The 24,333-nt window shown below is 54.2% G+C and carries 21 protein-coding genes; 8 read left to right on the forward strand and 13 right to left on the reverse strand.

Annotated elements, in window-relative coordinates; translation table 11 throughout:
• Positions 1-14 precede the first annotated feature (14 nt).
• Positions 15-662 carry an XrtA/PEP-CTERM system exopolysaccharide export protein gene (locus G462_RS0103730; protein ID WP_425393722.1) on the reverse strand — a complete coding sequence of 216 codons (648 nt, stop codon included), beginning with the start codon at positions 660-662 and terminating at the stop codon, positions 15-17.
• A 251-nt stretch (positions 663-913) separates the two neighbouring features.
• Between G462_RS0103730 and G462_RS0103735 the strand changes: the two genes are divergently transcribed.
• From G462_RS0103735 to G462_RS0103745, 3 genes are read left to right on the forward strand one after another with little or no spacing between them, the layout of a single operon-like run.
• Complete coding sequence (locus G462_RS0103735) at positions 914-2,314, forward strand: TIGR03013 family XrtA/PEP-CTERM system glycosyltransferase (protein ID WP_084404913.1); 1,401 nt, start codon at positions 914-916, stop codon at positions 2,312-2,314.
• A gap of 44 nt (positions 2,315-2,358) precedes the next feature.
• Entirely contained in the window at positions 2,359-3,249 is an 891-nt protein-coding gene (locus G462_RS21650; RefSeq protein WP_035476645.1) for an XrtA system polysaccharide deacetylase, read from the forward strand.
• Positions 3,230-5,494 carry a GNAT family N-acetyltransferase gene (locus G462_RS0103745; protein ID WP_026957796.1) on the forward strand — a complete coding sequence of 755 codons (2,265 nt, stop codon included), beginning with the start codon at positions 3,230-3,232 and terminating at the stop codon, positions 5,492-5,494. The genes G462_RS21650 and G462_RS0103745 overlap by 20 nt, the downstream gene beginning before the upstream one ends.
• Here the strand turns inward: G462_RS0103745 and G462_RS0103750 are convergent.
• The 4 genes from G462_RS0103750 to G462_RS0103765 are packed head-to-tail and all read right to left on the reverse strand — an operon-like array spanning position 5,474 to position 9,897.
• The gene (locus G462_RS0103750; RefSeq protein ID WP_026957797.1) at positions 5,474-6,499 is read right to left on the reverse strand and encodes a polysaccharide deacetylase family protein; all 1,026 of its coding nucleotides are present in this window, start codon (positions 6,497-6,499) and stop codon (positions 5,474-5,476) included. The two genes, G462_RS0103745 and G462_RS0103750, sit on opposite strands and share 21 nt — an antisense overlap.
• The gene (locus G462_RS0103755) at positions 6,483-8,246 is read right to left on the reverse strand and encodes an asparagine synthase-related protein (protein ID WP_026957798.1); all 1,764 of its coding nucleotides are present in this window, start codon (positions 8,244-8,246) and stop codon (positions 6,483-6,485) included. The genes G462_RS0103750 and G462_RS0103755 overlap by 17 nt, the downstream gene beginning before the upstream one ends.
• Before the next feature lie 35 nt (positions 8,247-8,281).
• The gene (locus G462_RS0103760) at positions 8,282-9,118 is read right to left on the reverse strand and encodes a sulfotransferase family protein (protein WP_026957799.1); all 837 of its coding nucleotides are present in this window, start codon (positions 9,116-9,118) and stop codon (positions 8,282-8,284) included.
• Positions 9,118-9,897 (reverse strand): hypothetical protein, encoded by a 780-nt coding sequence (locus G462_RS0103765; RefSeq protein WP_157378545.1) that lies wholly within the window; start codon positions 9,895-9,897, stop codon positions 9,118-9,120. Before G462_RS0103765 ends, G462_RS0103760 begins: the two co-directional genes overlap by 1 nt.
• Before the next feature lie 316 nt (positions 9,898-10,213).
• Here G462_RS0103765 and G462_RS21655 point away from each other — a divergent pair, with 316 nt between their 5' ends.
• Both G462_RS21655 and G462_RS0103775 read left to right on the forward strand, forming a co-directional pair.
• Positions 10,214-10,831 (forward strand): sulfotransferase family 2 domain-containing protein, encoded by a 618-nt coding sequence (locus tag G462_RS21655; RefSeq protein ID WP_051326504.1) that lies wholly within the window; start codon positions 10,214-10,216, stop codon positions 10,829-10,831.
• On the forward strand, positions 10,831-11,961 hold the full coding sequence (locus G462_RS0103775) for a glycosyltransferase family 4 protein (protein ID WP_026957801.1): 1,131 nt from the start codon (positions 10,831-10,833) through the stop codon (positions 11,959-11,961). Before G462_RS21655 ends, G462_RS0103775 begins: the two co-directional genes overlap by 1 nt.
• Before the next feature lie 15 nt (positions 11,962-11,976).
• On the opposite strand, the gene G462_RS24645 is transcribed toward G462_RS0103775, so the two are convergent.
• The 8 genes from G462_RS24645 to G462_RS0103815 all read right to left on the reverse strand — a co-directional run bounded on the left by G462_RS24645 (position 11,977) and on the right by G462_RS0103815 (position 20,170).
• Entirely contained in the window at positions 11,977-12,132 is a 156-nt protein-coding gene (locus G462_RS24645; RefSeq protein WP_169720136.1) for a hypothetical protein, read from the reverse strand.
• Between the two features lie 201 nt (positions 12,133-12,333).
• The gene (locus tag G462_RS0103785; protein ID WP_026957802.1) at positions 12,334-13,122 is read right to left on the reverse strand and encodes a glycosyltransferase; all 789 of its coding nucleotides are present in this window, start codon (positions 13,120-13,122) and stop codon (positions 12,334-12,336) included.
• 82 nt (positions 13,123-13,204) lie between these two features.
• The gene (locus tag G462_RS0103790) at positions 13,205-13,867 is read right to left on the reverse strand and encodes a sulfotransferase family 2 domain-containing protein (RefSeq protein ID WP_026957803.1); all 663 of its coding nucleotides are present in this window, start codon (positions 13,865-13,867) and stop codon (positions 13,205-13,207) included.
• A gap of 4 nt (positions 13,868-13,871) precedes the next feature.
• Positions 13,872-15,338 carry a lipopolysaccharide biosynthesis protein gene (locus G462_RS0103795; RefSeq protein ID WP_026957804.1) on the reverse strand — a complete coding sequence of 489 codons (1,467 nt, stop codon included), beginning with the start codon at positions 15,336-15,338 and terminating at the stop codon, positions 13,872-13,874.
• Positions 15,335-16,168 carry a hypothetical protein gene (locus tag G462_RS21660; RefSeq protein WP_157378546.1) on the reverse strand — a complete coding sequence of 278 codons (834 nt, stop codon included), beginning with the start codon at positions 16,166-16,168 and terminating at the stop codon, positions 15,335-15,337. Before G462_RS21660 ends, G462_RS0103795 begins: the two co-directional genes overlap by 4 nt.
• A gap of 61 nt (positions 16,169-16,229) precedes the next feature.
• A complete protein-coding gene (locus G462_RS0103805) occupies positions 16,230-17,501 on the reverse strand; it encodes a glycosyltransferase family 4 protein (protein ID WP_026957805.1) in 1,272 nt (423 codons plus the stop codon).
• A gap of 6 nt (positions 17,502-17,507) precedes the next feature.
• Entirely contained in the window at positions 17,508-18,626 is a 1,119-nt protein-coding gene (locus G462_RS0103810; protein ID WP_026957806.1) for a glycosyltransferase, read from the reverse strand.
• Positions 18,623-20,170: an exosortase/archaeosortase family protein gene (locus tag G462_RS0103815; RefSeq protein WP_026957807.1), complete on the reverse strand. Its 1,548-nt coding sequence runs from the start codon at positions 20,168-20,170 to the stop codon at positions 18,623-18,625. Before G462_RS0103815 ends, G462_RS0103810 begins: the two co-directional genes overlap by 4 nt.
• Before the next feature lie 267 nt (positions 20,171-20,437).
• Here G462_RS0103815 and G462_RS0103820 point away from each other — a divergent pair, with 267 nt between their 5' ends.
• The 3 genes from G462_RS0103820 to G462_RS0103830 are packed head-to-tail and all read left to right on the forward strand — an operon-like array spanning position 20,438 to position 24,166.
• A complete protein-coding gene (locus G462_RS0103820; RefSeq protein WP_026957808.1) occupies positions 20,438-21,577 on the forward strand; it encodes a glycosyltransferase family 2 protein in 1,140 nt (379 codons plus the stop codon).
• A complete protein-coding gene (locus G462_RS0103825) occupies positions 21,556-22,845 on the forward strand; it encodes a DegT/DnrJ/EryC1/StrS family aminotransferase (protein WP_157378548.1) in 1,290 nt (429 codons plus the stop codon). The genes G462_RS0103820 and G462_RS0103825 overlap by 22 nt, the downstream gene beginning before the upstream one ends.
• Entirely contained in the window at positions 22,823-24,166 is a 1,344-nt protein-coding gene (locus G462_RS0103830) for a FemAB family XrtA/PEP-CTERM system-associated protein (RefSeq protein ID WP_051326506.1), read from the forward strand. Before G462_RS0103825 ends, G462_RS0103830 begins: the two co-directional genes overlap by 23 nt.
• Positions 24,167-24,333 lie beyond the last annotated feature (167 nt).

The raw sequence follows: 24,333 nt of genomic DNA on the forward strand, positions 1-24,333 counted from the left end.
CTACAGCTAAACCCCTAGAACCACGATTCAGGAATAATGATGATGTCACCTGGCAGGATGTCGACGTTTGCGTTGATGTCGCCATCTTGAATCAAGCGGGCAATCTCAACCCGGTAAGACAACTGCTCGCCGTTCACCACGCGTACCAAGGTTGCTGAATCGCCATTGGCAAACTCGGTTAAGCCGCCTACGGCAACCATCACATCCAGCAAGGTCATCTTCTCGCGATACGCAATAGCCTGAGGTTGAGATGCTTCACCAATCACCCGCACCTGTTCGCTGTATGGACCAAAGAACTCTTCCATGCTCACGGTCACAATCGGGTCGCGGATAAATTGAGACAGCACATCTTCAATCTCGCGGGCAACCTGGCTGGGGGTTTTACCTGAGACCTTAATGTCTTCAACCAAGGAGGTGGACACCATACCATCGGGTCGAACAATAAAGGTGCCTGAGATCTCGGGGTTACGCCAAACAAAGATGCTTAGCTCATCGCCCGGACCAATCAGGTACTGATATTCGGCCGGATCAGAGGTGAGAGAGGGAACAACAGTTGCACTGGGTAGTGGGGGTAAATTACTACTGCTAGAGCAGGCCACTAAGCCCATAGCGCTCATTAACAGCACCAGCAACGGGCGCACAAATCCTTTCATGTCAGTCATAGCCATATTCCATTACGCTTCTGATTCAAGAACTTAGTTAGTTGTTACACAGTTCTATACGTTCATGATAGTGTGCAATCCGTTTAAAAGTAAAACAATTTAGTAAGTGTTGTTGAAACTCTCGGGTGCTTAGTTCAACATGCTGTTTATAGATTGCATGAACCTTCACAATTGGCTAACTTTATACGGCCAAGTTAATCTTTATTAATTAAAGACTTATTACAGACTCCAGTTGGTTTCAAGGAAGAAGCGTGGCAGGAACAAAGTTTCATAATCTGGATCCGGGTAGCCGGGCTATCGTCGTTACCGAGTTTTTAGTACTTACCGGCATCATGTTGATTGCCGTGGAAGTGCTGCGGCTTTCCGGTACAGCCACCCCTGAGTATTTCAATAGCAACTTTATTATTGAGCTGTTTTGTTTCGTACTCCCTATTCAATTATCCATATTAGCGGTAGGGTTATATAACCAAAAAATTCGCGAAACTTTCCGCGGTGTAATTCGTCGATTAGTGGTCAGTGTGGCGCTGGGTTATTTTGTCTCTTCAGTTATTTACGTCATTTCTCCGCTAACTGTATTAGATGGCAACTTCCGCGAATTCTTGTACGCCGGCGCAATGATAGGCCTCACCTTTACTCGCTTCTTTGCCCTAAAAATGCAGTACGAGCATTTAGGCCGTAAACGGGTGTTAGTGCTAGGTGCTGGTGAACGCGCCAGCATTATTGAAAGGCGGATGCGGCGTAAGGCAGACCGAGTCAGCTTCGAGCTGGTTGGCTTTGTTAAAATGCCTGGCGACTCAGCAGAGGGCATCAAAAGCGAAACTCTGATCGAGCTCGATCAACCCATCGAGGCCTACGTGCTCACCAACGGGATTGAAGAGATCGTGATCGCCGCCGACGAGCGACGCACTAACTTGCCGGTCGATAGCTTGTTCTTGTGTAAGCTGCGCGGCATTGAGATCACCGATATCATCGATTTTATCGAGCGCGAATCTGGGCAGATTGCGGTTAACCTTATCTACCCGTCATGGGTTATCTACAGCAACGGCTTCCAGTCCACCAACTACCTTCGCAGCTCGCTGGATTGGATCTTCAACACCGTGCTCGCCATGGTAGTGTCGCTGCTTACCTGGCCGATGATGCTGCTCACCATTATCTTCATCAAGCTGGAAGAGGGGTTCAAAGCCCCGGTGCTTTACTCTCAGGAACGGATCGGCCTAAACGGTCGCCCGTTCAACATCTACAAATTCCGCAGCATGCGTACTGACGCAGAACGGGATGGTGCCAAGTGGGCGCAGAAAGAAGACCCTCGGGTAACCAAGGTGGGTAACTTCATTCGTAAGTATCGAATCGACGAACTGCCCCAGCTATACAATGTATTTCGCGGCGATATGGGCTTTGTCGGCCCTCGCCCAGAGCGCCCTGCCTTTGTAAAAGAGCTAGTGCTGAATATTCCTTACTACAACCAACGCCATAACGTGAAGCCCGGACTCACCGGCTGGGCCCAGCTAAAATACCCCTATGGCAGCAGTGAAGCGGACTCGCTGGAGAAGCTGAAGTTCGACCTTTACTACATCAAACACCGCAGCTTCTTGCTGGATCTACTGATCCTGGTAAGAACCGCTGAGATCGTACTCTTCGGCAAAGGACGCTAAGTAACTCAGATGCAGATACCGGTCACCAACGGGAGCGGTCGCTAATGGCTGGCCAACATTCCGATAAAGCAGCGATGACTGTAGACGTGGAAGAGTACTTTCAGGTCGAAGCGTTTAGCAACGATGTACGCCCCTCTCAATGGCAATCTTTTGAAAGCCGCTTACGCGGGCAGATTGACTCAATGTTGGAAGTGTTCGACGTCACGGCCACTAAAGCCACCTTCTTCACCTTGGGATGGATTGCCGAGCATCACCCGCAAGTCATCAAGGATATCTTGGCTCAAGGCCATGAACTGGGTAGCCATGGTTACATGCACCAGCACCTGTCCAAGCAAAGCCGCCAACAGTTTAGCGACGATATTCGCAATGCCAAGGCACGCCTGGAAGACCTGACCGCCCAGCCCGTAGTCGGCTTTCGCGCCCCCTGCTTTTCCATATCGGCAGATAACGAGTGGGCGCACGATGAGATCCTCGCGGCCGGATACCGTTACAGCTCCAGCAGCTACCCAATCAACCACGACCTGTACGGCGTGCCCCTGGCTCCCCGCCATCCGTATTATCTAGAAAATGGCCTACTGGAGATCCCAGTGACGACCACTCAACTGGGTAGCCGCAGCATTCCCATCGGCGGAGGCGGCTACTTCCGCCTATTGCCATACTGGCTGTTTATGGCTCTGCAGCGCCGCGCAGACAACCAATTGGGCCCAATCAACTTCTATACCCACCCTTGGGAGTTTGACCCCAAGCAGCCGCGGATTAAGAGCAACGCCAAGTCCTCGTTCCGTCACCATGTCAATCAAGGCAGTGCCCTGAGCAAGCTACAACGGCTTTGTGGCAGTCGCCAATGGCTTAGCATGAGTGAGATCTACCTCAATCAGCAGTACCCCACCCTCAGTAGTTGGCAGCAGGTGGCAAATGGACTTTCACACGCCTAGTTTACACTTCAAGCTGATCAGCGACGCTGCCGCCTTTGAGGCCTTGCAGGGAGATTGGGAGATGTTGCAACAGCGCAGCCGTGGCAGCATCTTTATCAGCTATGCCTGGTGCCGGCATCAGTTCCATAGCAGCCCAGCTCCACGGATTATTTGCGGCTACCACGGGCAAGACTTGGTATTTGCCTTGCCGTTACAAGAGCGGATATTAAGCAGGAAGTTTCGCTTCCCCAGCTTGCAGCATCTGTGTCAGCTGTTCTCCGATTACCACGAGTGTCTGCTGGATCCCTCTATCGATATCGCGGCGTTTTCTGCAAGATTCTGGGACTATTTTCGCGCCAGCAAACTACCACAAACCTTGGCCATCGACTTGCTGTTACCCGGATCCGCACTCGAGCAGATCCTCAACCATCAACCCGAGGACTATCGCGGCTACGCACTGCCCGACTACCCCACGCTGCACTGCGCCTTCGACAAGCTCAAGCTCTCCTCCAAGCTCAAACGCAATGCCCGCACCCGTAGAAAGCAGTTAGAGCAAAGCCACCAGTTAGAGATAAAGCTGCAACAGCCGCTGACTGAGGATGCACTAGAGCGAGCCCTACAACTCAATCAGCAGCGCTATGGCGAGAACAAACTAAACCAAGCGGGCTCCCGCACAGAGGTTCGCGCGTTGTTCCAACAGCTAGACGAATCACTGGAGTGCTCCTATCTGTGCATCGACGGCGAGATCGCTGCCATCCATGTGGGTTTCTTTCACAACGGGGAACTGCTGCACTATCTCACCGGCTTTGATAACCGCTTTAGTCGTTTTGGGATTGGCATCATGTTGCTACTGGCCATGCTGGAGCACTACCAGCAGCAGGGGCTTTGCTCGGTAAACTTCCTGCGAGGGCTGGAAGAGTACAAGCAGCGAGTGAGTACCCACCAACGCTATTTGAGCGGCAGGCTCTGTAGCCAGCACGGGCAGGGGCTACTGCGCGAGTACCTGTTGCGGCTGTGGCTGCGCCGTCAGCATCAACAACATATTCAGGATCACAGCCACTACCAACGTTACGCCATCGTACTGGCCAATGGACTGAATGGTCTCGGCGCGATTAAATCGCTGCATCAGGCTCGTATCGGCAGCCTGTGCATCTTCCCCTCCCCCAAAGACACCGGTGCCGCTAGCCGCCATCCAGCAGAGAAGCACTACCTGCCATTCAGCCCGGAGTGGGAGACTCAGCTACTGGAGCTATTGCGTAAGCTCGCCGCCGACTACCGCACCCCGCTGCCGATCTTTGCCTGCTCCGATCGGGCCGCGAATTTCTTGCAGAATTACCGCGAGCAACTGCCCAGCAATGTTCTGTGCCTGGTGCCCGGCTCCGAGCTTATCGAACAGCTCAACGACAAAAGCCAGGAGCTTCAGCTACTCGCCCCCACCTCGGTGACCCTGCCCGAGTCTGTGGCAGAGCCGCTCGGCGAGCATCCGTTTGATGCGCTGCCACTGCCGATCATCATTAAGCCACGCAACTATCCCGACTACGCTTTGCTAGGTGCCAAAAACTATATCGCTACCAACCAGGCCGAGTTGGAACAGTTTTATCAGCGCTTTAGCGGCCAGTTCGATCACTTTATCGCCCAAGAGGTGATCCCCGGTGGTGATGATGCCCTGTGGGTATGTAACGCCACCTTCGATGAGCAGCATGAGATGATCTCTGCCTTCACCTTTCAGCGCCTTGGCACCTCCCCCTCCCATTTCGGCGTTACCTCCTCAGCTTATAGCGCCGACAATGCTGAGATAAAGAAGCAAGTGGCGGCGTTGGGAAGAACGTTAAAATATATTGGACCAGGAATGTGGGAGTTTAAGTACGATGCAACAACATCCAGCTATTATTACCTAGAAACCAACCCTCGTTTAGGTATGTGTAACTGGTTTGATTCAGCATGCGGAGTCAATAACTTAGTGAGTAGTTATCAAACACTCACAGGCCACTGTTATGCAAAATTACCAAAACAGAAAACCGAGTACTACTTCCTGCACACAATGAATGATTTGGTCGCACGAATAGAAGACCGACAGGCTGTCACAAGTATGTTAAGAATATATCAGCGTATCTTGTCTGGTACGGTAGTCTGGGCGGTATACTCTCCCAGAGATCCTTGGCCAGCTATGCGAGAGTTATATCGCTCATTTAGCATGCTGATCCCACGAACCTTCAAGACTATTGTTCGCAAACTCAAACAACATTCACCTTTTTTGCGAAGCTAGAAGGCAACCACGTACACGCTGTTTCAGCACCTCAATGTAGCTTAAATACTGGATAAATTGATAAGGTTCTTCTGGAAGAGATAGACGAGGAAGCGCAAAAAGAGGATCGCCCGAGCAGTGAGTTCTCGCCTCAGTTGTGACTGCACCACTAAAACCCAGCGACTCAACCAATCTTTGATGCTCAAAGTTGAAGTCTCCACTGCGCCCGGTTGGATATGCGAAACTGCTCCCTGTCTTAGAGAGGTTCTCAGTTAGCCAAGTATATGAGTGCCGAATCTCCCATCGGGCAGTATTGAGGTCTAACTGACTAAGGATCCGGTGTGTATGCGTGTGAGCACATACCGTATGACCTTGTCGGATAAATCGCTCAAGCTGGCTCAGTTTTGCAGGGCGATAGCCTGCTGGCGGTTTGCTCGGGTATCTAACCTGAAGATCCTTGTATTGACGCCTTAGCCAAGGGTAGATAGCGTCCTGGCTAAGCTGCTTCAAACGATTACGTAAAGTGCGCACCTGCTCATATCGGGTTAAGATTGGATTTATAACGAATGTTGATCCATCTGGAAGCTCAATAGTTGAAGGCAATTGCTCAACTTTACCTAACAAATGCTTCAACTGGTCATCCCACGGCCAAAGCTCTTCAGCAGTAAACCCAGAGATTACAAAACAAGTCAGCGGAACCTGGAACTTTGCAAACAATGCCCCTGCATCTACAACATTGTCACGAAAGCCATCATCGACGGTAAACACCACCGACTTTGCCGGAAGCCTGCGTCGCTTTCTCCGGTAACTGATTAGTTCATCTAAGGAAATAGCTCGGTAGCCCTCAGACTTCAAGTAAGAAAGGCACCACTCCAGGAACTCAGGCTGATGTATATGTGCTTGAACCGGAGCGTTCTCTCCAGCAACTCGGTGCAGAACAAATATAGGACAAAAGTCACCAAGCAGAGTATGGAGAGGCAGCTTTTGAGCCCAATGTAGCCAACGAGCTTTACCCTTTAACGTCACGAGCACTCCTGAGGTTAGTCCACCCTTTCGCTTGTAGTTGTATATCTAAGCATAACAAGGTCCACAACAGCTCGCAGTCCTGCTTAGAATAGGGTGGAGTGAGCGGATCGCTAAGCCATCCCAGCTTACTAAGCTGCGCCACCGGGCCAGCCAGCGGACCGGCCAACCACTTGGCGAACGGTACGTCGAAGGCATACTTCTTGGCATAGATCAGCTCGCGCGGCGCGTAGTCACAGGCCAGCTCACGCAGCAATGGCTTCACCGCAGTGGCATGGAGCCCCTTAAGGTTTTTCAGCACCGAGTAACCCGCCGGGCCAAATAGCTGCGGCGCACTCAACCGGGTCGATAACTCATACATCGCCTGATTACCAAAGGGGCTGAGGATCGCCACTCCAGCATGCTGGGCAGAGGCCTCTATCTCCACCATATGGTGATAGATGCCGATAAACAGCGACACCAACTGGCAGTGGTACAGGCAGTCCTGATGGGAGCTAGGCGCCGCGAAATCGATACTGTTCCACAGCCCCGGCGCGGGCAGCCCCAGGTGCTCGCAGAGGGTTGTGTAGCGCTGCATATCGACGGTGAAGTAGATGCTTTGGTAGAGCTCGCTCAAATCTCGATTGCGCTGGCGCATCACCCGCTGATGCAGCGAGGGCGCCAATACCTTGAGCGGGCTAAGGCTCCATTGCGGTAGCTTTTGCAGCCACTGCTGCTGGGCATAACTTAACAACCGCTCCCGGGCGATATTGCTGCCAAACAGGCTGTCGGCATATTCGCCATAGACCACCAACTGGTGGTGTTTACCCACTTCTTCCAACAGTTGATCGAGCACCACCGAGCTGAAGTTGCGTAGCGGCAGGCCGAGCTGACCCACCATACGCCGCATGGTGGCATCAATGGCGTTGGCATCAAACTCCACCAGCACATGCTCCATACCGAGATGCTTGGCAAAGGCCTTGGCCCTCTCCAGCTCTGGGTTCTGCCCCTCCAGCCAATAGGGGGTATAGGCCACTACCTTGTCGAACACTTGGGTTGCCAAGGCGCACAGCAGGAACGAGTCAACACCGCCACTGAGCAGCACCGCCGCCTCCGCGTACTGCTGCTTCGCCTGTTGGTATTGGGCCAGCACTTGGTCGCGGATCTGCTGCTTGAGTTGAAGGTCGCTAAACTGGGCACTGCGTGGAACATCCAAACAAGCCTGCAAGCCGGTGGCCTGCAGGCTCACCTGACTGGCCGAACGGATCGCAAAATAGCTATAAGCGGGCAGGCTTTTTAGCTGCTCAAACAGACTCAAGGATTCTGGGTGGGTGCGATAACGCAGGTACTCATCGAGCCCCCGGCTATCGATGGTGGCCAGATACTCCAGCCATGGGTCTTGCCAGTCGCTGCTGATAAACAAGCCGTCGCTACGCTGCTGAAAATACAGCTTGGTGCTGTTGAACTGGTCGCGAAACACCCACAGCTGACCCTTGCCATCGGCGTAAGCCCCGCAAAAGTGTCCCAAACAGTGCTTGAGATAGTCTATGCCTTCGCGGCGCAGCCCCTCCAGCACCTGTGGCAAACTTTGGGCAATCGGCAGTTGGCTGAGGGCCAGCCACTCGCCGCTTTCGCCCTCGTTCTCACTAACTGGGTCACTGTGCAGAACATGCTCGGCAGCCACAATGACCGCCTCATCACCCAGCGAGCTAATCAGCGCTTGCGGGGCGAAACCTTGTTCAGACTTAACCAGTGCGACACGAAACCCCACAGCCTTCCCCTTGTTCGTCGACTCAGAAGCTGTAACTAGCCCAGTATCGGATAGCCCAAGCGCTCCAACATGCCACCCGCCACCTCATTGATGGTAGCGATCTGCTCTGCTGAGAGCTTATCGATGCTTTGCTGGTTCATATTCTTCAGGCCTTCCTTGCGCTCGTGGATGGCAAACTCAGCTCCCTCGCTAAGGGTGGGGAAGGGATCAAGACCAACAAACGCAGCGATCTGATCGAGATGGTATTGCGGGTTCTCCATCAAATCTTCGTATTTGACCAGCAGGAACTTATCCAGCTTCTCGGCGTACTCCAGCATCAGCTGATTACTGCGCGCCCACTGCCAGGCGGACTTCTCGATGGGCCAGCCTTCGACGATGGATTGTGGGTCGCCCTTGCGTGAGATCCCTTCGGCCACCGCGTAGCCATCGCGCACAATGCCCACAAAGTGCGGGTTCTCAAAGTGCTTGGCCAGCCACAGCATACGGGCGGTGTTCGGCGGCGATTTTTCTACCAGCACCGGCTTGCTGAGGTCGAGTCGCATGCCCCACTCTTTCTTGATGCGCAGTACATCCGGGCCCTCGTCGTTTTCATCCAAACAGAACACGTCTTCCCGGTCGACCCACATGCGGGGCACACCCATCTCATAATCTTTGGGAAACTGGTCGGTGATAAAGTGCCCTTCGGTGGGCAGCGCCGACATCTGCGGGTGGCGCCCCATGAGATCCGAGAGCAAGGTAGTGCCCGAGTTGTAGCAGCCCACCAGGAATAGCCACTTATCCGGCTTGGGGGTAGGCTTTAAGCCAATCTTCACTTCTCGCAGAATATTGCCGAGCGCTTCTCGCGAGACTTTGCGCAGGCGGGTTCCCTTCATCACAGCGCACAACCCTCCGGTGGTTGATAGTTAAACTTGTCGATAATAAAGGCCTCGCGTTTGGCCACCAGCGCTACCGACTCATCGTCGTAGTAATCGCTGGCGGAGCTGCGCGAAGAGATATTAGTTTTGGTGTTGACCATCTCAGCCAGCTGTTGCTGCTTTTGCTGATCCAGCTCCACCTCTGCCTTGTCCAAGGCTTGGTAGAAGTCGTCGCTAAGCTGCTCTTGGCGAATAAAGAAATCCACAAAGCCATGCTGCTCCCAAAGCTGTTGGAGCCCCGGCAAACTGGCATCAACGCCGGACTGATACATCTTCTGGTCGATGCTGCTAAAGAGCTTGAAGAAGCGGTAAGACATCAAGCCCGCCTCAGATGACAGAGCGCTAAAGCCGTAGCCCTCGCCCACATCCAAGGCCCGCTCTGGGTCGAACACTAACTTCAACCAGCGGCGAAAACCCTCCACATCACGCGAGTCGCTATAGACCTCGCGCCAGCGCTCCACCGGGATCGACAAATCGTGCCAAGCCTGCCGCGCGGTGTAGCCCCAGCTAAAGGCTGGCAGGCCCATTTCGTTGGGCAGTTGATGGCGATAGTAGGGCCAATGCAGCTTACGGCCGGTTTGGGCATAAACGCTGCCCTTGGCATCGCAGCCATAGCCCCACAACGAGACATACCAGTCCCAGGGGTTACGAATCGAGCCCAACACAAAGCGGCTTTGAAGATCAGCGGGAATACGATTGTGCTTACCGATTTGCTCTCCCTGCAAACAGTGGCGCAACAACTTCCCTATATGACTGCACGCGGTCTTATGCATCTCTGCATAAACCAAAGCATCCGAGACAAACATTCCTTTTAAGTCCCACAATGAGAGTAGATAGCATCCGGCTGATGGTGTAACTTAGCCCCTAAGGGACTTCAGGCTGATGCAGATGTTGATAAGGGATTTATATCATCGTTGCTGTTCCAAGGAAACGCGCTTTTGGTTATTTAAACTGCGCAACCCGGAACATTTCAAAAAACTAAGACAGGTCGTCTACCCCTCTGATAAAGGGGACTTTTCTCTGGCACCGTTCGGTGAGAAGCAGAGTATCTTCGTGCATATCACCAAATCGGCGGGCACATCGGTGGCGCTGTCGCTGTTTGGCAAACTGCCCTACCACTATCGCGCCTGGGAATACCGGGTGATCTTTGGTCGGCGGCGCTTTAATCAGTACTTCAAATTTGCCTTTGTGCGCAACCCTTGGGATCGCCTCTACTCGGCCTATAGCTATCTCAAGGGTGGCGGCTGGAATGACGATGATCGCGCCTGGTCGCAGCAACATCTCGCCGACATCGACGATTTTGAGCAGTTTGTGCTGGAATGGCTCACCCCAGAGCGGCTCTATGCCCATATCCATTTCTGGCCGCAAAGCGATTTTATCTGCGATAAGCACGGCAAGCCGCTGATCGACTACCTCGGCTACTTCGAAGAGATCCAGGACGATTTTCAGGTAATCGCGCAAAAGCTGGGTAGCGATGCCACCCTGGCCCATACCAACAAGTCCAAGCGCGCCGGTTATCAGCAGGTCTACAGCGAGGCCGCCAAGCAGAAGGTGGCTCAGCTCTACCAAGCAGACATCACCCACTTTGGTTATCGCTTCGACGGCCACCAGCGGATGCAGGTGGAAGCCGGGCAGTGGCAGCCTGCGCCTGCCGCGGCGGAGAACCCATAGTGGCCCACAAGCCCGGGCTGTTACTGGTGGCCAACTGGGACTCCGATGTTGGCTACGCTTGGTGGCTGATCGAGGGCTTTTGGGCCAGCATCGCCAAGCAATATGCCACGCGCTATCAGGTGTATTTAGCCTTCCCCTCCATCAGCAAGTTGCCAAAGGTGATCGCAGAGGCGCCGATTACCTGCATCGAGCAGGACTTTCATCGCGATGGCGATAGCAGCGTGTTGGAGCAATTGCGCTTTATCCGCCAGCACCGCATCCAGGCCATCTACTTCACCGATCAGGCCTTTGTCAGCCTGCGCTATCCGCTTTACCGGCTAGCAGGGGTGTGCCGGATCATCAACCACGATCACACCCCGGGCGAGCGCTGCAGCGCACGCGGGCTCAAGCGCGTGATTAAGTCACTGCGCGTCGCCACACCGGGGATGGCGGTGGATATCGCCATCGCCACCACCGACTACATCCGCCAGCGCACCATCAACACCGACTGCATGCCACCGGCGAAGTGCTTTGTGGCAAGCAATGGTATCGCCCAGCATGCGCCAGATCCCAGCCAAACCCGCCAGCAGTTGGGGCTACCCGAGCAGGGCGATATCTTGGTGACCGCCGCGCGCGCTAACCACTACAAGGGCATAGATGTGGCCCTAGAGGTATTGGCCAAGCTCAAGCAGCTACGCCCCAAGCACAGCGTCTACTACCTGCTACTGGGCGATGGCCCACATCTCGAGGAGTTTCGCCAGCAAGCAGAAGCACTGGGGATTGGCGATCGGGTTATCTTTAAAGGCCGGGTGAGCGGGGTCGAGCACTACCTGCAGCATTGTAGCTTTGCTATTCACCCTTCCAAGGGCGAGGTGGGATACTGCCTGGCCATATTGGAGTACATGCAGGCCGGCTTAGCGGTGTTGGTGCCGAATAACCCCAGCGTGTGCGGCGCGACCAGCCATCAACAAGATGGTCATGTTTATGAAGGCGTCGACGACGCGGCCGCGGCTTTGGCCAGTTATCTGGACGATCCGCAGCGGCGCCATGCGCATGGCATGGCCGCCAAGCACAATCAGGCCAGCAAGTTCGACCTGACGCTTACCCACCAGAGCCTGCTAAGCGCGCTGCAAACCACCCTGCCAGTCTAGGGCGAGTATGACGCGCTAGTGAGCGAGCTCGGCCTTGACCGTCTCACAAAAATCGCTGTTGGCCTTGCGACATTCGCTCAGCGCATTCGGATAGGCGCGGGTTTCAACCTCCAGAATGCTCTGCAAATCGCTGGGGTTTTCAATCATTCCCACCGGATAGCACAGAGTCACCTAGCAGGATCTGGGCCAGTTCCAGTTTAATCAAGTTAACAATAAATGCGGTTAGCTCATGGGTGCTCAAACCCAGACCCGACGATAGAAGCAGTCGAAGTAATCGATGGAGCAGCAGATCAAATCGCCAATATTGGTGGTCACTGAGTGTAAAACTCAGTATGGACTTATCTATCGGCTCCGTTCTGAGGGAGGGAAGGGTTAGAAGCGGTCGACCACATTTGCCATCCAGATGTTATCTCTTAGCAGGCGGTGTAACCAAGGCCGACGCAAAATCCAGGCCTCGTTACGCATCTGGCGGAGACGATTACCACGGCGATGCGGGCGCAGCCGCACATAGTGATAGAAATGGCTTTGGTAGCGATGTGACTGATGGTTAAACGCCGGGGTATGGTTGAAGTCTTTCTTAAAGTCATACACCTCGAAGCCATTGGCCTGCACAAAGTAGTTGAACAGCGACTGATCGGAGAACACCCGAAACTGTTCTTGATTGCGGTCGGTGGTGACATCGAACCACTGCTGAGCTACCTCAAGCGCTTGGTCAAACACGCATTTATGTTGCTTGGAGAACAGCAGGCTGCCGCTGTTGAAATAGCCCTCTTGCCACTGCGCTTCGCCAAACATTTGCTGAGTCAGGCGGATATCGTTTTGGAACCAGCCATTAGCCACCGCCGGTGCGTACTCCGGCTCGAGGGTGTCTACCATAGTAGCACCGACTTTATCGGCGGGCACCAGCTCGAAGATGTTAGGCGCATCGGGGGAGATCAGGATATCGGTATCAACATACAACATGCGATCATAGTTGCTCAACAACTCACCCAAAAGCAGCTTGCTAAAGCCCGGCCAAAGTCCCTTTAATGCCGCTCGACTAAGTACAAAGAAATCAGCACCGCAAGCCTCCGCATAGCGACGAGCCCAAGGATGCGAGACATCAGCCCAAGCTTGACCCGCTTCACCAATTGCGACTGTTGCGACTACCCGTTTTTCCATAATGCAATCCTTAGCATGTTATCTGCACACTCTGAAGCCGCACCAACTTGCGTTCTGTTGATGAGCGGCTCACCCCTCAGTGTCACTTAATTGTGGGCATCGTATACCCCAATAACTCTACATCTTTTTGGTATAGCTCGGCCACACGTTCCAGCACAGCCGGATCTTGGTAGTATCCTTCAACAGCGACCCGCTCACTCTGATTTCTAACCGTTAACACACCTCCAAAACCTAGCTTGTTACATAGTTGAGGGTACTGCTCAGCTAGGCTCTCCTGATAGTAGATATCATCCACCATCAACTGATCCTGTTCGTTAAATATGAAACTATGTTGAGGGCGAAACATACTGTGACAATGCATCCTAGCCGGCGTCATGTAATCCATAACAAAGGCTTCGAAATCGATCTGTTCGAGAGTTTGTCTGAAATGCGCATCAGCGTGGCCATTGCCCCCTTGCTTCAAGTAGCTGTAGATCGACACCATCCGATCCCAAGGATTACGAACGATGCTGAATTTATAGAAGTCCTGAAAATGGGCCTTGTTGGCATTGCGATAGACGTAGTAAGGCAAGTGAATCCTCCGGGATTCACGATCCCCCAGTGCATGCAACACCGCCGTACCGGCATTCTTAGGGATGTGTATAAATAGATAACGATTCTCAACTTGATGATGCTTGTACGGATAAGGCCTAAAGCGGTCCACCAACCATTCTTTTATCTTGCCCTTTACAGCAACTCTCATCATCAACCTATCCCTGCTTTGCCGCCGCGCGCATTTTTAAACGACTAACGACCATTTTAACTCCGCTTATTCCATATTTACTGAACAATATGGCACCGCCAGCTACCAGACCGCAAAGAAATAGCAATGCTTTGGCAAGCAAACTCTGCCAGCTTAATGCCTGAGGAATAAAGACATAATCGACCAACACTGCCAATATCAAAACAGCTAACAGCGCTAAAGCGATATTCAGCGATATCCCCATATCTGAATATTTCCGCGAAAGATGGTAATTGATGATAAACATAATTATTTGACTCAAGCACATTGCCATGCAAGCCCCGATAAACCCGTAGCGTGGGATCAAGACTACAAATCCCACGGTTGCAATCGCGGCGAAGGCATATCGGAGCTTAGCGATAACCGCCGTCTTCTCTTTGACTAGATAAGCCGTGTTGAAAAACATGCTCACCTGCCCCACTAACCTTCCAACAGTCATAATTGCAATACCACTAGCTGCAGCATGGAATGCAGGGGCCGACATCAATTGAATAACAGGATCGGAGAACAAGCAGATTCCCAGAGCAAACATAATCAAGGTGAACGAGATCAAATTGAACACATGAGGATAAACATCCCGCCCCTGATTGGTTTTGTATACTCTAAAACGTTCTGTTTGCCACCACTGTGAAAATGGCGTCCACACAAATGGGGTTAATAGGCTGGCAAACTTAATCACAATAGCAAACAGGCCTACCTCATCTAGCCCAGCATACAAACGCACAAAGTAACGATTAGCGCTGCTTATGTACAAGCCAGCTAAACCGGTCAGCCAAAGCGGCCAACAAAACGCAAATAGTCTAGCAATAAGGGGAGACTCAATACCCCACCCCACCTTAGTAAGAATCACGCCAGCAAAGACTAGCGCAAACAGGCCTGAAACGAGCACTTGGGCATAAACGACACCTTCAACTCCCATGCGCAAATACACGACAAAGTAGATATTTGTGGCTAACTGAAACACCAACTTAAGCAGCGAGACAGTAATAAAGCTCCATGCCCGGTCGAGCAATCGTAAGTAAGTCAGCCCATAAGCTTCCACACCGCTGGTTATCAGTAGCAAGCTATACCACTTGAAATACAGCTCAAAGCTAGAGTCACCAAGCACCGCCTGGGAAAGTTGCGCACTGAGCGAAAAAAACAACATCGCCGATAGCGAACTGATAAAGAGGGTGAATAGAAAAGATGACGAGAGAACCAGCCGCCTTTTAGAGTCATTATCCCGTTCAAAATAAAACTTAGGAACGGCTTGGGCAAAACGCCCGCCCAGCGCGGTTTCGAAGATACTCAGGCTGATCGCCAACAGACCAATCACACCATAATCGGCCGGGGTGAGCACCGAGGTGTAGATCGGCAGCATGATAAAGCCCACCAGCTGGCGCAGCACGCTCCCGATAAAGTAAACCGGTAGGCTTTTTACATTGGCCTGTTTCATAGCTTAAGGTCGTAGTGGTCGAATACAGCTTTGATCTGCTTGTCGTTACCGCCGCCGAACACGTTCTCGGTGCCCAGCTTTACGGTGTTGTGCTTGATGTCATCCACCGAGAAAAAGTCGCGGAACTTATCGCCCACCTGCACGCTTTGCACATTGTTTAACAGCGCCATGGCCTTAAACCAGATATCGTCGGCTTTAGGGCATAGCTCGCTAAACAAGGGGATATTGGTGGCATCACTGTGTAGCAGCTTCGGCGGGTAGAGCACTCCACCCACACCGGTGGGGAACAGCATAAAGCTTGGGCCGGGCACGCCGTGGGCCAGCCATTTCCAATCGACATAGCGCTTAATGCCGTTCTCATCTTTGGTGATCAGGTGGGCGCGGTGGCAGTGGATGCAATCGGGGCGAGCTTGGTAGGATTTATACAGCTTACTCAGCCAGCGCCAAGGGTAGAGCTTATCGTCGTCGGCGGTAACCACCACGCTGTCTGGGAAGGCTTGCAGGGCATACACCAGCTTGGTGTGCGGGCCCACATCGGGTACAAAGCGCACCTCAAGGCCGCGCTCAACATAAGGCTGTAGCACCTCAGGCACGCTATCCAACTCATCAGATAGCCACAGCACTATGGCGTCGGGCTTCATGCTCTGGCTCAACAGGCACTCCAAGGTGGGGCCCATCAAGCCGACCCGGCTGGGGATCGAGGTCATCGAAATCACCAAGTGTTGTCCACGCGCTTGCTTGCGCAGTCCATTGCGGGCCAGATACCCCGAGAGCGCCAAACGCCCCATGAGCAGATAACGCTCCACCATTACCCTTATCTTGCCTAACATAATCATCCTTAATCTTGTTAATACATACTGCGCAGGTTTGGCCGCACTCACATCCGGTAAGTTAGCCGCCCATAGCCTGCTTGTAGATGGCCTGAAGCTCAAGACCTATTTGCTTAATATCATAGTGGCTTTCCACATGTTGGCGGCCAGCTTGCTGCCAATGCGGCCAATCCTGACGGTTTTCAATCAGGTAGCGAATCTTGTCTGCCAAGGACTGGCTGCTACGATCCTCAATCAAGAAGCCAGCCTCGCCATCCACCAAACACTCGGGGATCCCGCCAGTGCGGGTGGCAATCACCAAGGCGCCACTGGCTTGAGCCTCTTGCATCACCACACCCTGGGTCTCTTCATGGAAGCCATCGCGGTCGCGCAGGCTCGGCAAGATGAAGATATGTGCTTGGCGATAGGCGGCGCGCAGCTCGCTATCGCTCAGCCCACTTTTAAAGCTGACTCGTTCCGCCAGCCCCAAACTGGTAGCCAGCTCTTCCAAGCGCGGTCGATCTGGGCCATTGCCAATCATGGTATAGCGCAGATTAATGCCCTGCTCAACCAAGGCCTGCATGGCCTCTAAGGCATAGCTTTGGCCTTTGTCGGGGTGAAAGCGCCCAACGGTGAGTAGCTGGATCGCCTCATCCCCTTGTGGCACCGCCAGAGGCTCGAAGGGGAAGTCCTCTAAACGCAGGCCTTGGGGCAAGATCCTCACCTTGGCTGGGTCGCCGCCCTTGGCCGCGTAGTGCTGCTTGGCAAACTCAGTGTTCACCAGCACCACCGAGGCATGTTTTGCCATCACCGCCCGCTGTTCACTGCTCAGCGGTTGAACCCCTTTCGGAGGCAGGCCGTGAAAGGTGATCACCCAAGGCTTGTTGCTGGCCGCAATAATAGGCAAAAAGCGCCAGGCCGCCAGCTCACTGTGGGAGTGAATGACATCGAAGTTATCCAGCGAGCAGAACGGGCTCAGCGCCAAGCGGTTAATCAGATTTCCCAATAGCGGCTGATAGTCGGCACCCAGCGCACGCTGCGCGCCCAGCCCGCGCCATAGCGCTGGCCATCGTGACGGCGCGGCGAGAAACTGCAGCACGCTGGCCAAGCTCTGCTTGCTGATCCAGGGAATCGAGGCACTTTGCTCCAGCAGCTGGAATTTATCGATATCGTCGGTATAGACCTGCTCCGAGCTTTCGATAGACAGGATGCGGTTCTCACCACTGTTGTGGATGATCTCCACCAGTTGGTTAACGAACCATGGCTGAATCAAGCTGGGAAAGCTGTTGGTAATAGAGAGCACCGATATCCCGGCTTGCTGCTTCGCTTTGAAAAATCCCTGTCCACACTTCATCGACAATCAACCACTTCCTTTTTGTTTTGCGAATAAACGTTCTGCGAATAAACGTTGGTAGAGCTCAAAGGTTTGCTCAGCATTACTTCGCGCACTGTAGGCCTCAGCAAGTTTTACTGCAGGCAGTCCACTCTCCAGTAGCTGCGCCACCTTCTGGTAGTAGCCATCCACAGTGTGCTGCTCCACCAGCAGGTTTGGGTTGCCAATCAGCTCAGGTAATGCCCCCACCGCGTGGGCCAGCACCGGCACCTCTAGCGCCAAGGCTTCCAGCGCCACCATCGGCAGCCCTTCGTGATCGGAGGTCATTACCAGCAGATCGAGCTGACTCATGTAATCCCGCACCTGATCGCTATGACCGTGAAAATGTAGTCGGCTGGCAGCTTGGCTGCGCTCAGCCTGCGCCTGCAACGACTCTTTAAGCGGCCCATCGCCAAAGATATGAAACTGCCAAGGCTGCGTCGGAAACTCTTCTACAAGCCGCTCGGCCAACTCAATAAACAAGTCGACCCGTTTCACCGGCTGTAGCCGACCCACAATGCCCAGATGCAGCGCCGGCTCGCCTCCCGGCAATGACTTGGGCTCAAGCTGCTCTCGGATCTCCGCCACATCGATGCCATTAAAGATCAGCGCCAGTTGCCGCTCCGGATAGTGACGGCTGAGCTGTAGCTTCAAGGGCGCAGATACCGCAATCAAGGCTCGCTGCAGATAGCGCGAACAACACCACTCCAGCGCTCCTTGAATCCGCTGCTTCACACTCGGATTAAACTCGGCGCTGCCGTGTACTGTTTGCAAACATACCGCGCGCACGCTAGCAAGGTTGGCCAAGCTGGCCAGCACATTCTCTTTTTGCCGGTGACTGTGGACCACCTCGGGCTGAAAGCGCACCATCTCACGCTTGAGTCGAAACAGCAGCCCGAAAAAACGCAGCTCAGCCTCGTTCAGCAGCACCACCTCAATGCCCAGCGCCTCCAACTCACGCTGCAAGCGCCCGGGGTTAAGTAGCACCACACACAACTGACAGACTTGCTGTAGCTGCTTGAGCAAGGTGTAGGCCTGCACCTCCGCGCCCGCCCACAGATCGCCGGACAGAACATGCATCACCCGCATCTGCTGGCTTGCGCTCATGGCAGCGCCACTGCAGGGGTTGCCGGTAGTTGTGCCAACCACCCATTAAACTCTGCGGATTGATCCAGCTCCGCGAGTTGCTGCTGACACAGCCGTGGCGCGCAGCTCAGCGAGAGCGCAACTAAACGCACCGGCGGTGCACTAAACAGCTGCTTGGCTTGAGCGAGCTTGGTGGACAGCTCGTTCAGCGTCACCTCGCTGCCGACCTGATAGAACCACCAGACATGCTGCTCGGTGGCAGTACCCGTTACGGCGCTGTAGTTCAGTTCTAAATCCGAGCTAACCGGTTGCAGCTGCAGGCTCTCCTGCTGGTCTTTGCGGGTCATGCGGTTGCGGTAGTAGATCAGCTCTTTGCCCTGATGCTGCTCTAGATAAGTCAGCACCGACAGATTCAGTTGCTTGTCGCCAAGGCGGGTCTGCCAGTGGCCAGCCACATCAAAGCCGCGGTAATTGGGTTGCCACTGTGGCTCATTGGTCGCTTGCCACTGGCCTACCCCTTGAGAGCCCCCTTGAGAGAGCCCTTCAGAGCCCCCTTGAGAGCCGTCTTGAAAGAGCCCTTGCGGTAGCGACTGCTCGGCCTGCTCCAGCGCCAGGGCATCAAATCCCGGCTCGCGCAGCTCTTTCAGCAGCGGCAGCGCACACACCAGCAACAGGCTAATCGCAAAGTGTTTTACCGGCAGAGGCGGCAGCTGGGAAACCGCTGGCTGCTCCGCAGGCTGGTCCGGTACCCGCCGCATCAGCAAGAAATAAGCCACTAAATAACAGGCGAAGACTGCCCAGCCGTAAAAGCCATGTTCATGCACCAAGGGGCTCTGCATCTCGCTGTAATAGCCAATCAGCACCAAGCTGGTCACCCGCGTCCAGTTACCAACCAAGGCCACCACAATCGCCAGCCCCACCGCCAGGCACTTGTACTTAAAACGGCTGAGATTCAGATGGGCATAAAACAGCCCCAAGCAAAGCGCAGCTAACAGATAGTTAAGCCCGGAGCAGCCGCCGATAATGCGCATGGTGCCGCTCGGGAAGTAGATATTGAAGCCGTCCACATAGGCCGTCACCCCCATCAGGCCGAGGATCACCCCAGCCACCTTAGTGGTCAGAGTTTGCAGGGGCAGTACCAGCACATCAGCCAATGGCAGCGCTAAATACAGCGAGCCCAGCGGCAGCCACAAGCGAATCGATTGGCGCCAGCCCAACACACTGGCCAATAAGCAATAGAGTAGTAGTGGCAACAACGCGACCTGAACCACCATCACCTGAGTCGCGTAGGCAACCAGCCATAATGCGCTACACGCCAGCGCGGGCAGCCAGAAAAGTTTGGTAGGAGAGAACTGAAAATGCGGCCAGCTAAGAACCAGCAGATAGGCAACAAAGCCCAGTAACAGGTAGCCGTGGGAGTAGCTTTCATTGTTCGCCGACCACAGGGTATGCAGATAACTGAGGCTATCTTGATAAGCAAACACAAACACTAATAACCCCGGCACCAGCCATGCTAGTGTCAGGGCGATATCCTGCCTGGAAATTCGCTCGCGTGTTTGGTCCATGCTCATCCTTGAGTGTGACAACTTAGCTCTAATTGCTTGTAGAAAATTGTTGCTAAACAGCCACTACAGCCTACTAGGTAGCCAGCAAATTTGAAAGAGCCTATTGAGTCGCCGGACACAATTGCCTATGTTAGAACAGGTCAAAAGAAATGAACCACTTAGTGTTATATCCAAGCCCCTCATCCACCCACGTTCAGCGCGTCAATGCGGCCGAACGCTGAGAGGCGATTACTAAAAAGCAAGCAAGGTTTTCATGGAGGAAGGTCAGTGCTTGAAGTGTTATTTTGGTTGAGCCTGATCGGTGCCGTTTACAGCTACTTTATCTACCCCTTCGTGCTGTTGGCGCTGAGCAAGCTACAAGCCCCTAAAAAAGTGACCCGGGACGAGGAGTTTCGCCCCAAGGTGTCGCTGATCATCGCCGCCTATAACGAGCAGGCCAATATTGCCGAGAAGATCAAAAACTCTCTGGCCATCGACTACCCGCGCGAAATCTTAGAGATCATCGTCGCCTCAGACTGCTCCAGCGATGACACCGACGCCATCGTTAACGGCTATGCCGAGCAAGGCATCAAACTGGTGCGCGCCGAGGAGCGCCTTGGCAAGGAAAACGCCCAGCTTAGCGCCATCCAACAAGCCGGCGGCGAGCTGCTGGTATTCTCCGATGTGGCCACCACCATCCCCGAAGATGCCTTACTCAAACTCACCAGCTACTTTGCCGATCCGCAGATCGGCGCCCTCTCCAGCGAAGACCGCTTCTTAAGCCAGGATGGTGAGATTGCCGGCGAAGGGGCCTACGTGAAATACGAGATGTGGCTGCGCAAGCTGGAGTCGGGACTGGCCGGATTGGTCGGCCTGAGCGGCTCATTCTTTGCCGCACGGCGCGAGGTATGCGAGCACTGGGACATCTATGCCACCAGCGATTTCAACATCGCCCTACAGTGCAGCAAGGTGGGGCTGCGTGCGATTACTGCGCCAGATGTACTCGGCTACTACCCCGATCTCAAAGACCCGCAGAAAGAGTACGCCCGCAAAACCCGCACCATTATCCACGGCATCAGCGCACTGGTGCGCTACCCGCAGGTGCTCAACCCACTGAGCTTTGGAATGTTCGCCTTTCAGGTAGTCAGCCACAAGCTGATGCGTTGGGCGGTGCCGTGGCTGCTATTGCTGGTGTTTATCAGCAACGCGCTGTGTTGGGGGCAAGGCGGGCTCTATCCGCTGCTGTTTATCGGCCAGCTGCTGTTCTATGGCGTGGTGATTGCCGCCCACTATAAGCCCTCGCTCAAGGAACAGATGATTATCCGCCTCGCCTACTACTTTGTGCAGGTGAATCTGGCGATCTTCGATGCCAGCTGCCAGTTTATGGCAGGTCGGCGGGTGCATGTGTGGGAGCCCTCGGCGCGATGATCCGCCAACTGCCACCGGTCGGTACCCGTCTGCGCTATCCGCCACGCAGCGCGCAAGTGCTTAGCTCGGCCACCCCCATCTATTGGGTAAACAGTGGCACCGCCGCCTTGGCGCTGGCGCTGCTACTGGTGAAGTATCGCCACCCAGAGGTAAGCGCGCCTAAGGTATGCATCCCCGGCTACGGCTGCCCAGACATGGTCTCGGCAGCAGTGTTCGCCGGATTTCGTCCGGTGTTAGTCGACATCGCCCATGGCGAGTATCGCTACCAGCAAGATCAGCTCGAGCAGGCCATCGATAACGAGGTGCTGGCGGTGATTACCCCCTCGCTGCTGGGCCTACCCTTTCCGCTAGCTTTGTCCGAGCAGCAATCCGATCAGCCTGCAAAGCCGCAGGTTATCCACGACTGCGCCCAATGGCTGCCTGAGCAGCAAGGCGAGTTTTCCCCCAGTGCTTGTGACAGCAACCTGAGTATTCTGTCGATGAGTCGCGGTAAGCCAGTTAACCTGATGGGCGGCGGCGCCATGCTCAGCCAACAGCTCAGCGCCGATGAAAGCCGCTACCTGCAAAGCCAGCTAAGCGCTGCGCCGAGTGCCTCACCTTGGCAATATTGGCTCAAGGCCAAGCTGCTCAACCTACTGCTGCAGCCCCTGCCCTACGGGCTGTTAAGCCTGATCCCGGGGCTCAAGCTGGGGGAAACCCACTACTATCCGCTGGAGCAAATCAGTGGACTTGATAGCCTGCGTAATCGCGCCTTTGCCTTTAATGCCGCCCATTACCTAGCACGCGATCTCAAGGCTCAGCAGCAGCTACAAGCCGAGCTGCCCAGCCATATTCAACTTGAAAGCGATGGCCGTCGCTTACTGCGCTTCCCTCTGCTATTGGACAGCGCCGAGCAAAGCCAGCAACTGTTACACGCGCTGCGCCGTCGCGGTTTGGGCGGCTCAGCCATGTATCAGCGCGCCCTGCATCATATAAAAGGTGTCACCGAGGATGTACTTCTCGCTGGCCCGCAACAGCACGCCGAAGATTTTGCCGCCCGCTTGGTGACACTGCCGCTGCATAGCGGGATAAAACCCAAACACCTCGAGCAGATGATTGATACGGTGAATCAGTTGACTGGCCACGACAACAAGGCCGTTTCACAAACAGGTTCCTCTCAAGAGCGCTATTCACACGAGCATTTTTCACAAGAACATTTTTCACAAGAGCAAGCTTCTCAAGAGCAGCCTAGCAAAGGACAGAGTAGTGACCCACACAGCGTCGGTTGAACAAGCCAAGCAACAGCTCAAACTGCTTAAGCAGCAGCAGGGCGAGATTTCTGGGCAGTTTAAGCGCTTTGCCAAAGGCTCTGCCGAGCAGCTGGCACTGCGCCCGCAGATGCAGGCGATCTCGGCGCAGGTTAAGCAGCTACAGGCAGAGATCAAGCTTGCCCAGAAACAGCAAACAGCGGCCAATGAACAGCCAGCAACACCTTCTATGCCGGCCTACTTCCAGCCGCTCACACAGCGTTATCAGCCAGAGCAGCTAACGTTCAACAGTCACCACCTTCATCAAGAGCACCTTCATCAAAAGCACCCAAAGCATGATGAGATTTGGCAGCAGTGGTTTCGCTTTTGCCAAAGCCACCCCAAGGCCAGCGTCTACCACCAGCAAGCCATCCACAACAGCATCCTGCAGGCCTTTGGTTTAGATTGCAGCCTACTGATAGCCCGCGACCCACAAGGCCAGATTATCGGAGGCCTGCCGCTGTATACACTATCCAGCAAGCTATTCGGCCGCTTCGCCATCTCCGTGCCCTACTTTAACTACGGTGGGCCAGTCTGTGATTGCAGCCAAGTAGCAACACGCTTAATCGAGAAAGCTCGCGCGCTATTAAGCACTGAACAGCTGGAGCGAATAGAAGTACGCTGCGTGCAGCCCGAACTGGGCGAGCAGCCCTCCGATAAGAAAGTCTCGATGCTGCTGGCGCTACCAAGCGATATCCAACAGCTTGAACAGCAGCTAGGCGCTAAGGTGCGGGCACAATACAACAAAGCCGATGAGCACAAGCTGCGAGTGGCCTTCGGTGGCCTGGAACTACTCGATGATTACTACCGAGTGTTTAGCGAAAACATGCGCGATCTTGGCACCCCAGTGTACAGCAAGGCATGGTTTCGCACCTTGCTGGAACAGGCCTCACTCAAGGCCACGCTAGTGTGCGTGTATCACCACAACAAACCGGTCGCGACCGCGTTTTTGATTGGCTTTAACGAGGTGCTGGAGATCCCCTGGGCCTCCACCCTGCGCAGCGCCAACAACCTAAACGCCAATATGTGGATGTACCGCCAAGTGCTCGGTTTCGCCATTGAGCAGGGTTACAACTACTTCGACTTCGGCCGCTCCACCCGCGATGCGGGTACTTATCGCTTTAAAAAGCAGTGGGGGGCGAAGGCCTACCCTCATTACTGGTATACCCTAAGCGAACAGCAGCAAGCTGCGGAGCTTAACCCTGATAATCCGAAGTATGCCTTGATGATTAAGGTGTGGCAGCGGATGCCGGTGGTGTTAACGCGGCTTTTGGGGCCGCATATTGTTCGACATATTGGATGAAGGATTGGGTTTGGCTGCGCCGACTTTTTGCGTGAGTGGGCTGAGTTTAAGGTGTGTAACTTAGCGTTCTTTGTTGCTGTTCGTCCGTGTTTCGCCCTGACGGCGACCTACTTTTCTCTGCTTGTCCAGAGAAACGTAGGCAAAAGAGAAGACACCCTCGGGGCTGC

This window comes from Aliagarivorans taiwanensis DSM 22990, from assembly GCF_000429505.1.
GTDB lineage: Bacteria > Pseudomonadota > Gammaproteobacteria > Enterobacterales > Celerinatantimonadaceae > Aliagarivorans > Aliagarivorans taiwanensis.

Coding starts and splice junctions, on each gene's coding strand:
- G462_RS0103760 (WP_026957799.1), bottom strand. CDS start 9,118: ATGAAGGGAACCCGCCTGCGCAAAGTCTCGCGAGAAGCGCTCGGCAAT.
- G462_RS0103785 (WP_026957802.1), bottom strand. CDS start 13,122: ATGGAAAAACGGGTAGTCGCAACAGTCGCAATTGGTGAAGCGGGTCAA.
- G462_RS0103815 (WP_026957807.1), bottom strand. CDS start 20,170: ATGGACCAAACACGCGAGCGAATTTCCAGGCAGGATATCGCCCTGACA.
- G462_RS0103790 (WP_026957803.1), bottom strand. CDS start 13,867: ATGATGAGAGTTGCTGTAAAGGGCAAGATAAAAGAATGGTTGGTGGAC.
- G462_RS0103795 (WP_026957804.1), bottom strand. CDS start 15,338: ATGAAACAGGCCAATGTAAAAAGCCTACCGGTTTACTTTATCGGGAGC.
- G462_RS0103745 (WP_026957796.1), top strand. CDS start 3,230: ATGGACTTTCACACGCCTAGTTTACACTTCAAGCTGATCAGCGACGCT.
- G462_RS0103810 (WP_026957806.1), bottom strand. CDS start 18,626: ATGAGCGCAAGCCAGCAGATGCGGGTGATGCATGTTCTGTCCGGCGAT.
- G462_RS0103730 (WP_425393722.1), bottom strand. CDS start 662: ATGACTGACATGAAAGGATTTGTGCGCCCGTTGCTGGTGCTGTTAATG.
- G462_RS0103805 (WP_026957805.1), bottom strand. CDS start 17,501: ATGAAGTGTGGACAGGGATTTTTCAAAGCGAAGCAGCAAGCCGGGATA.
- G462_RS21660 (WP_157378546.1), bottom strand. CDS start 16,168: ATGTTAGGCAAGATAAGGGTAATGGTGGAGCGTTATCTGCTCATGGGG.
- G462_RS21650 (WP_035476645.1), top strand. CDS start 2,359: ATGGCTGGCCAACATTCCGATAAAGCAGCGATGACTGTAGACGTGGAA.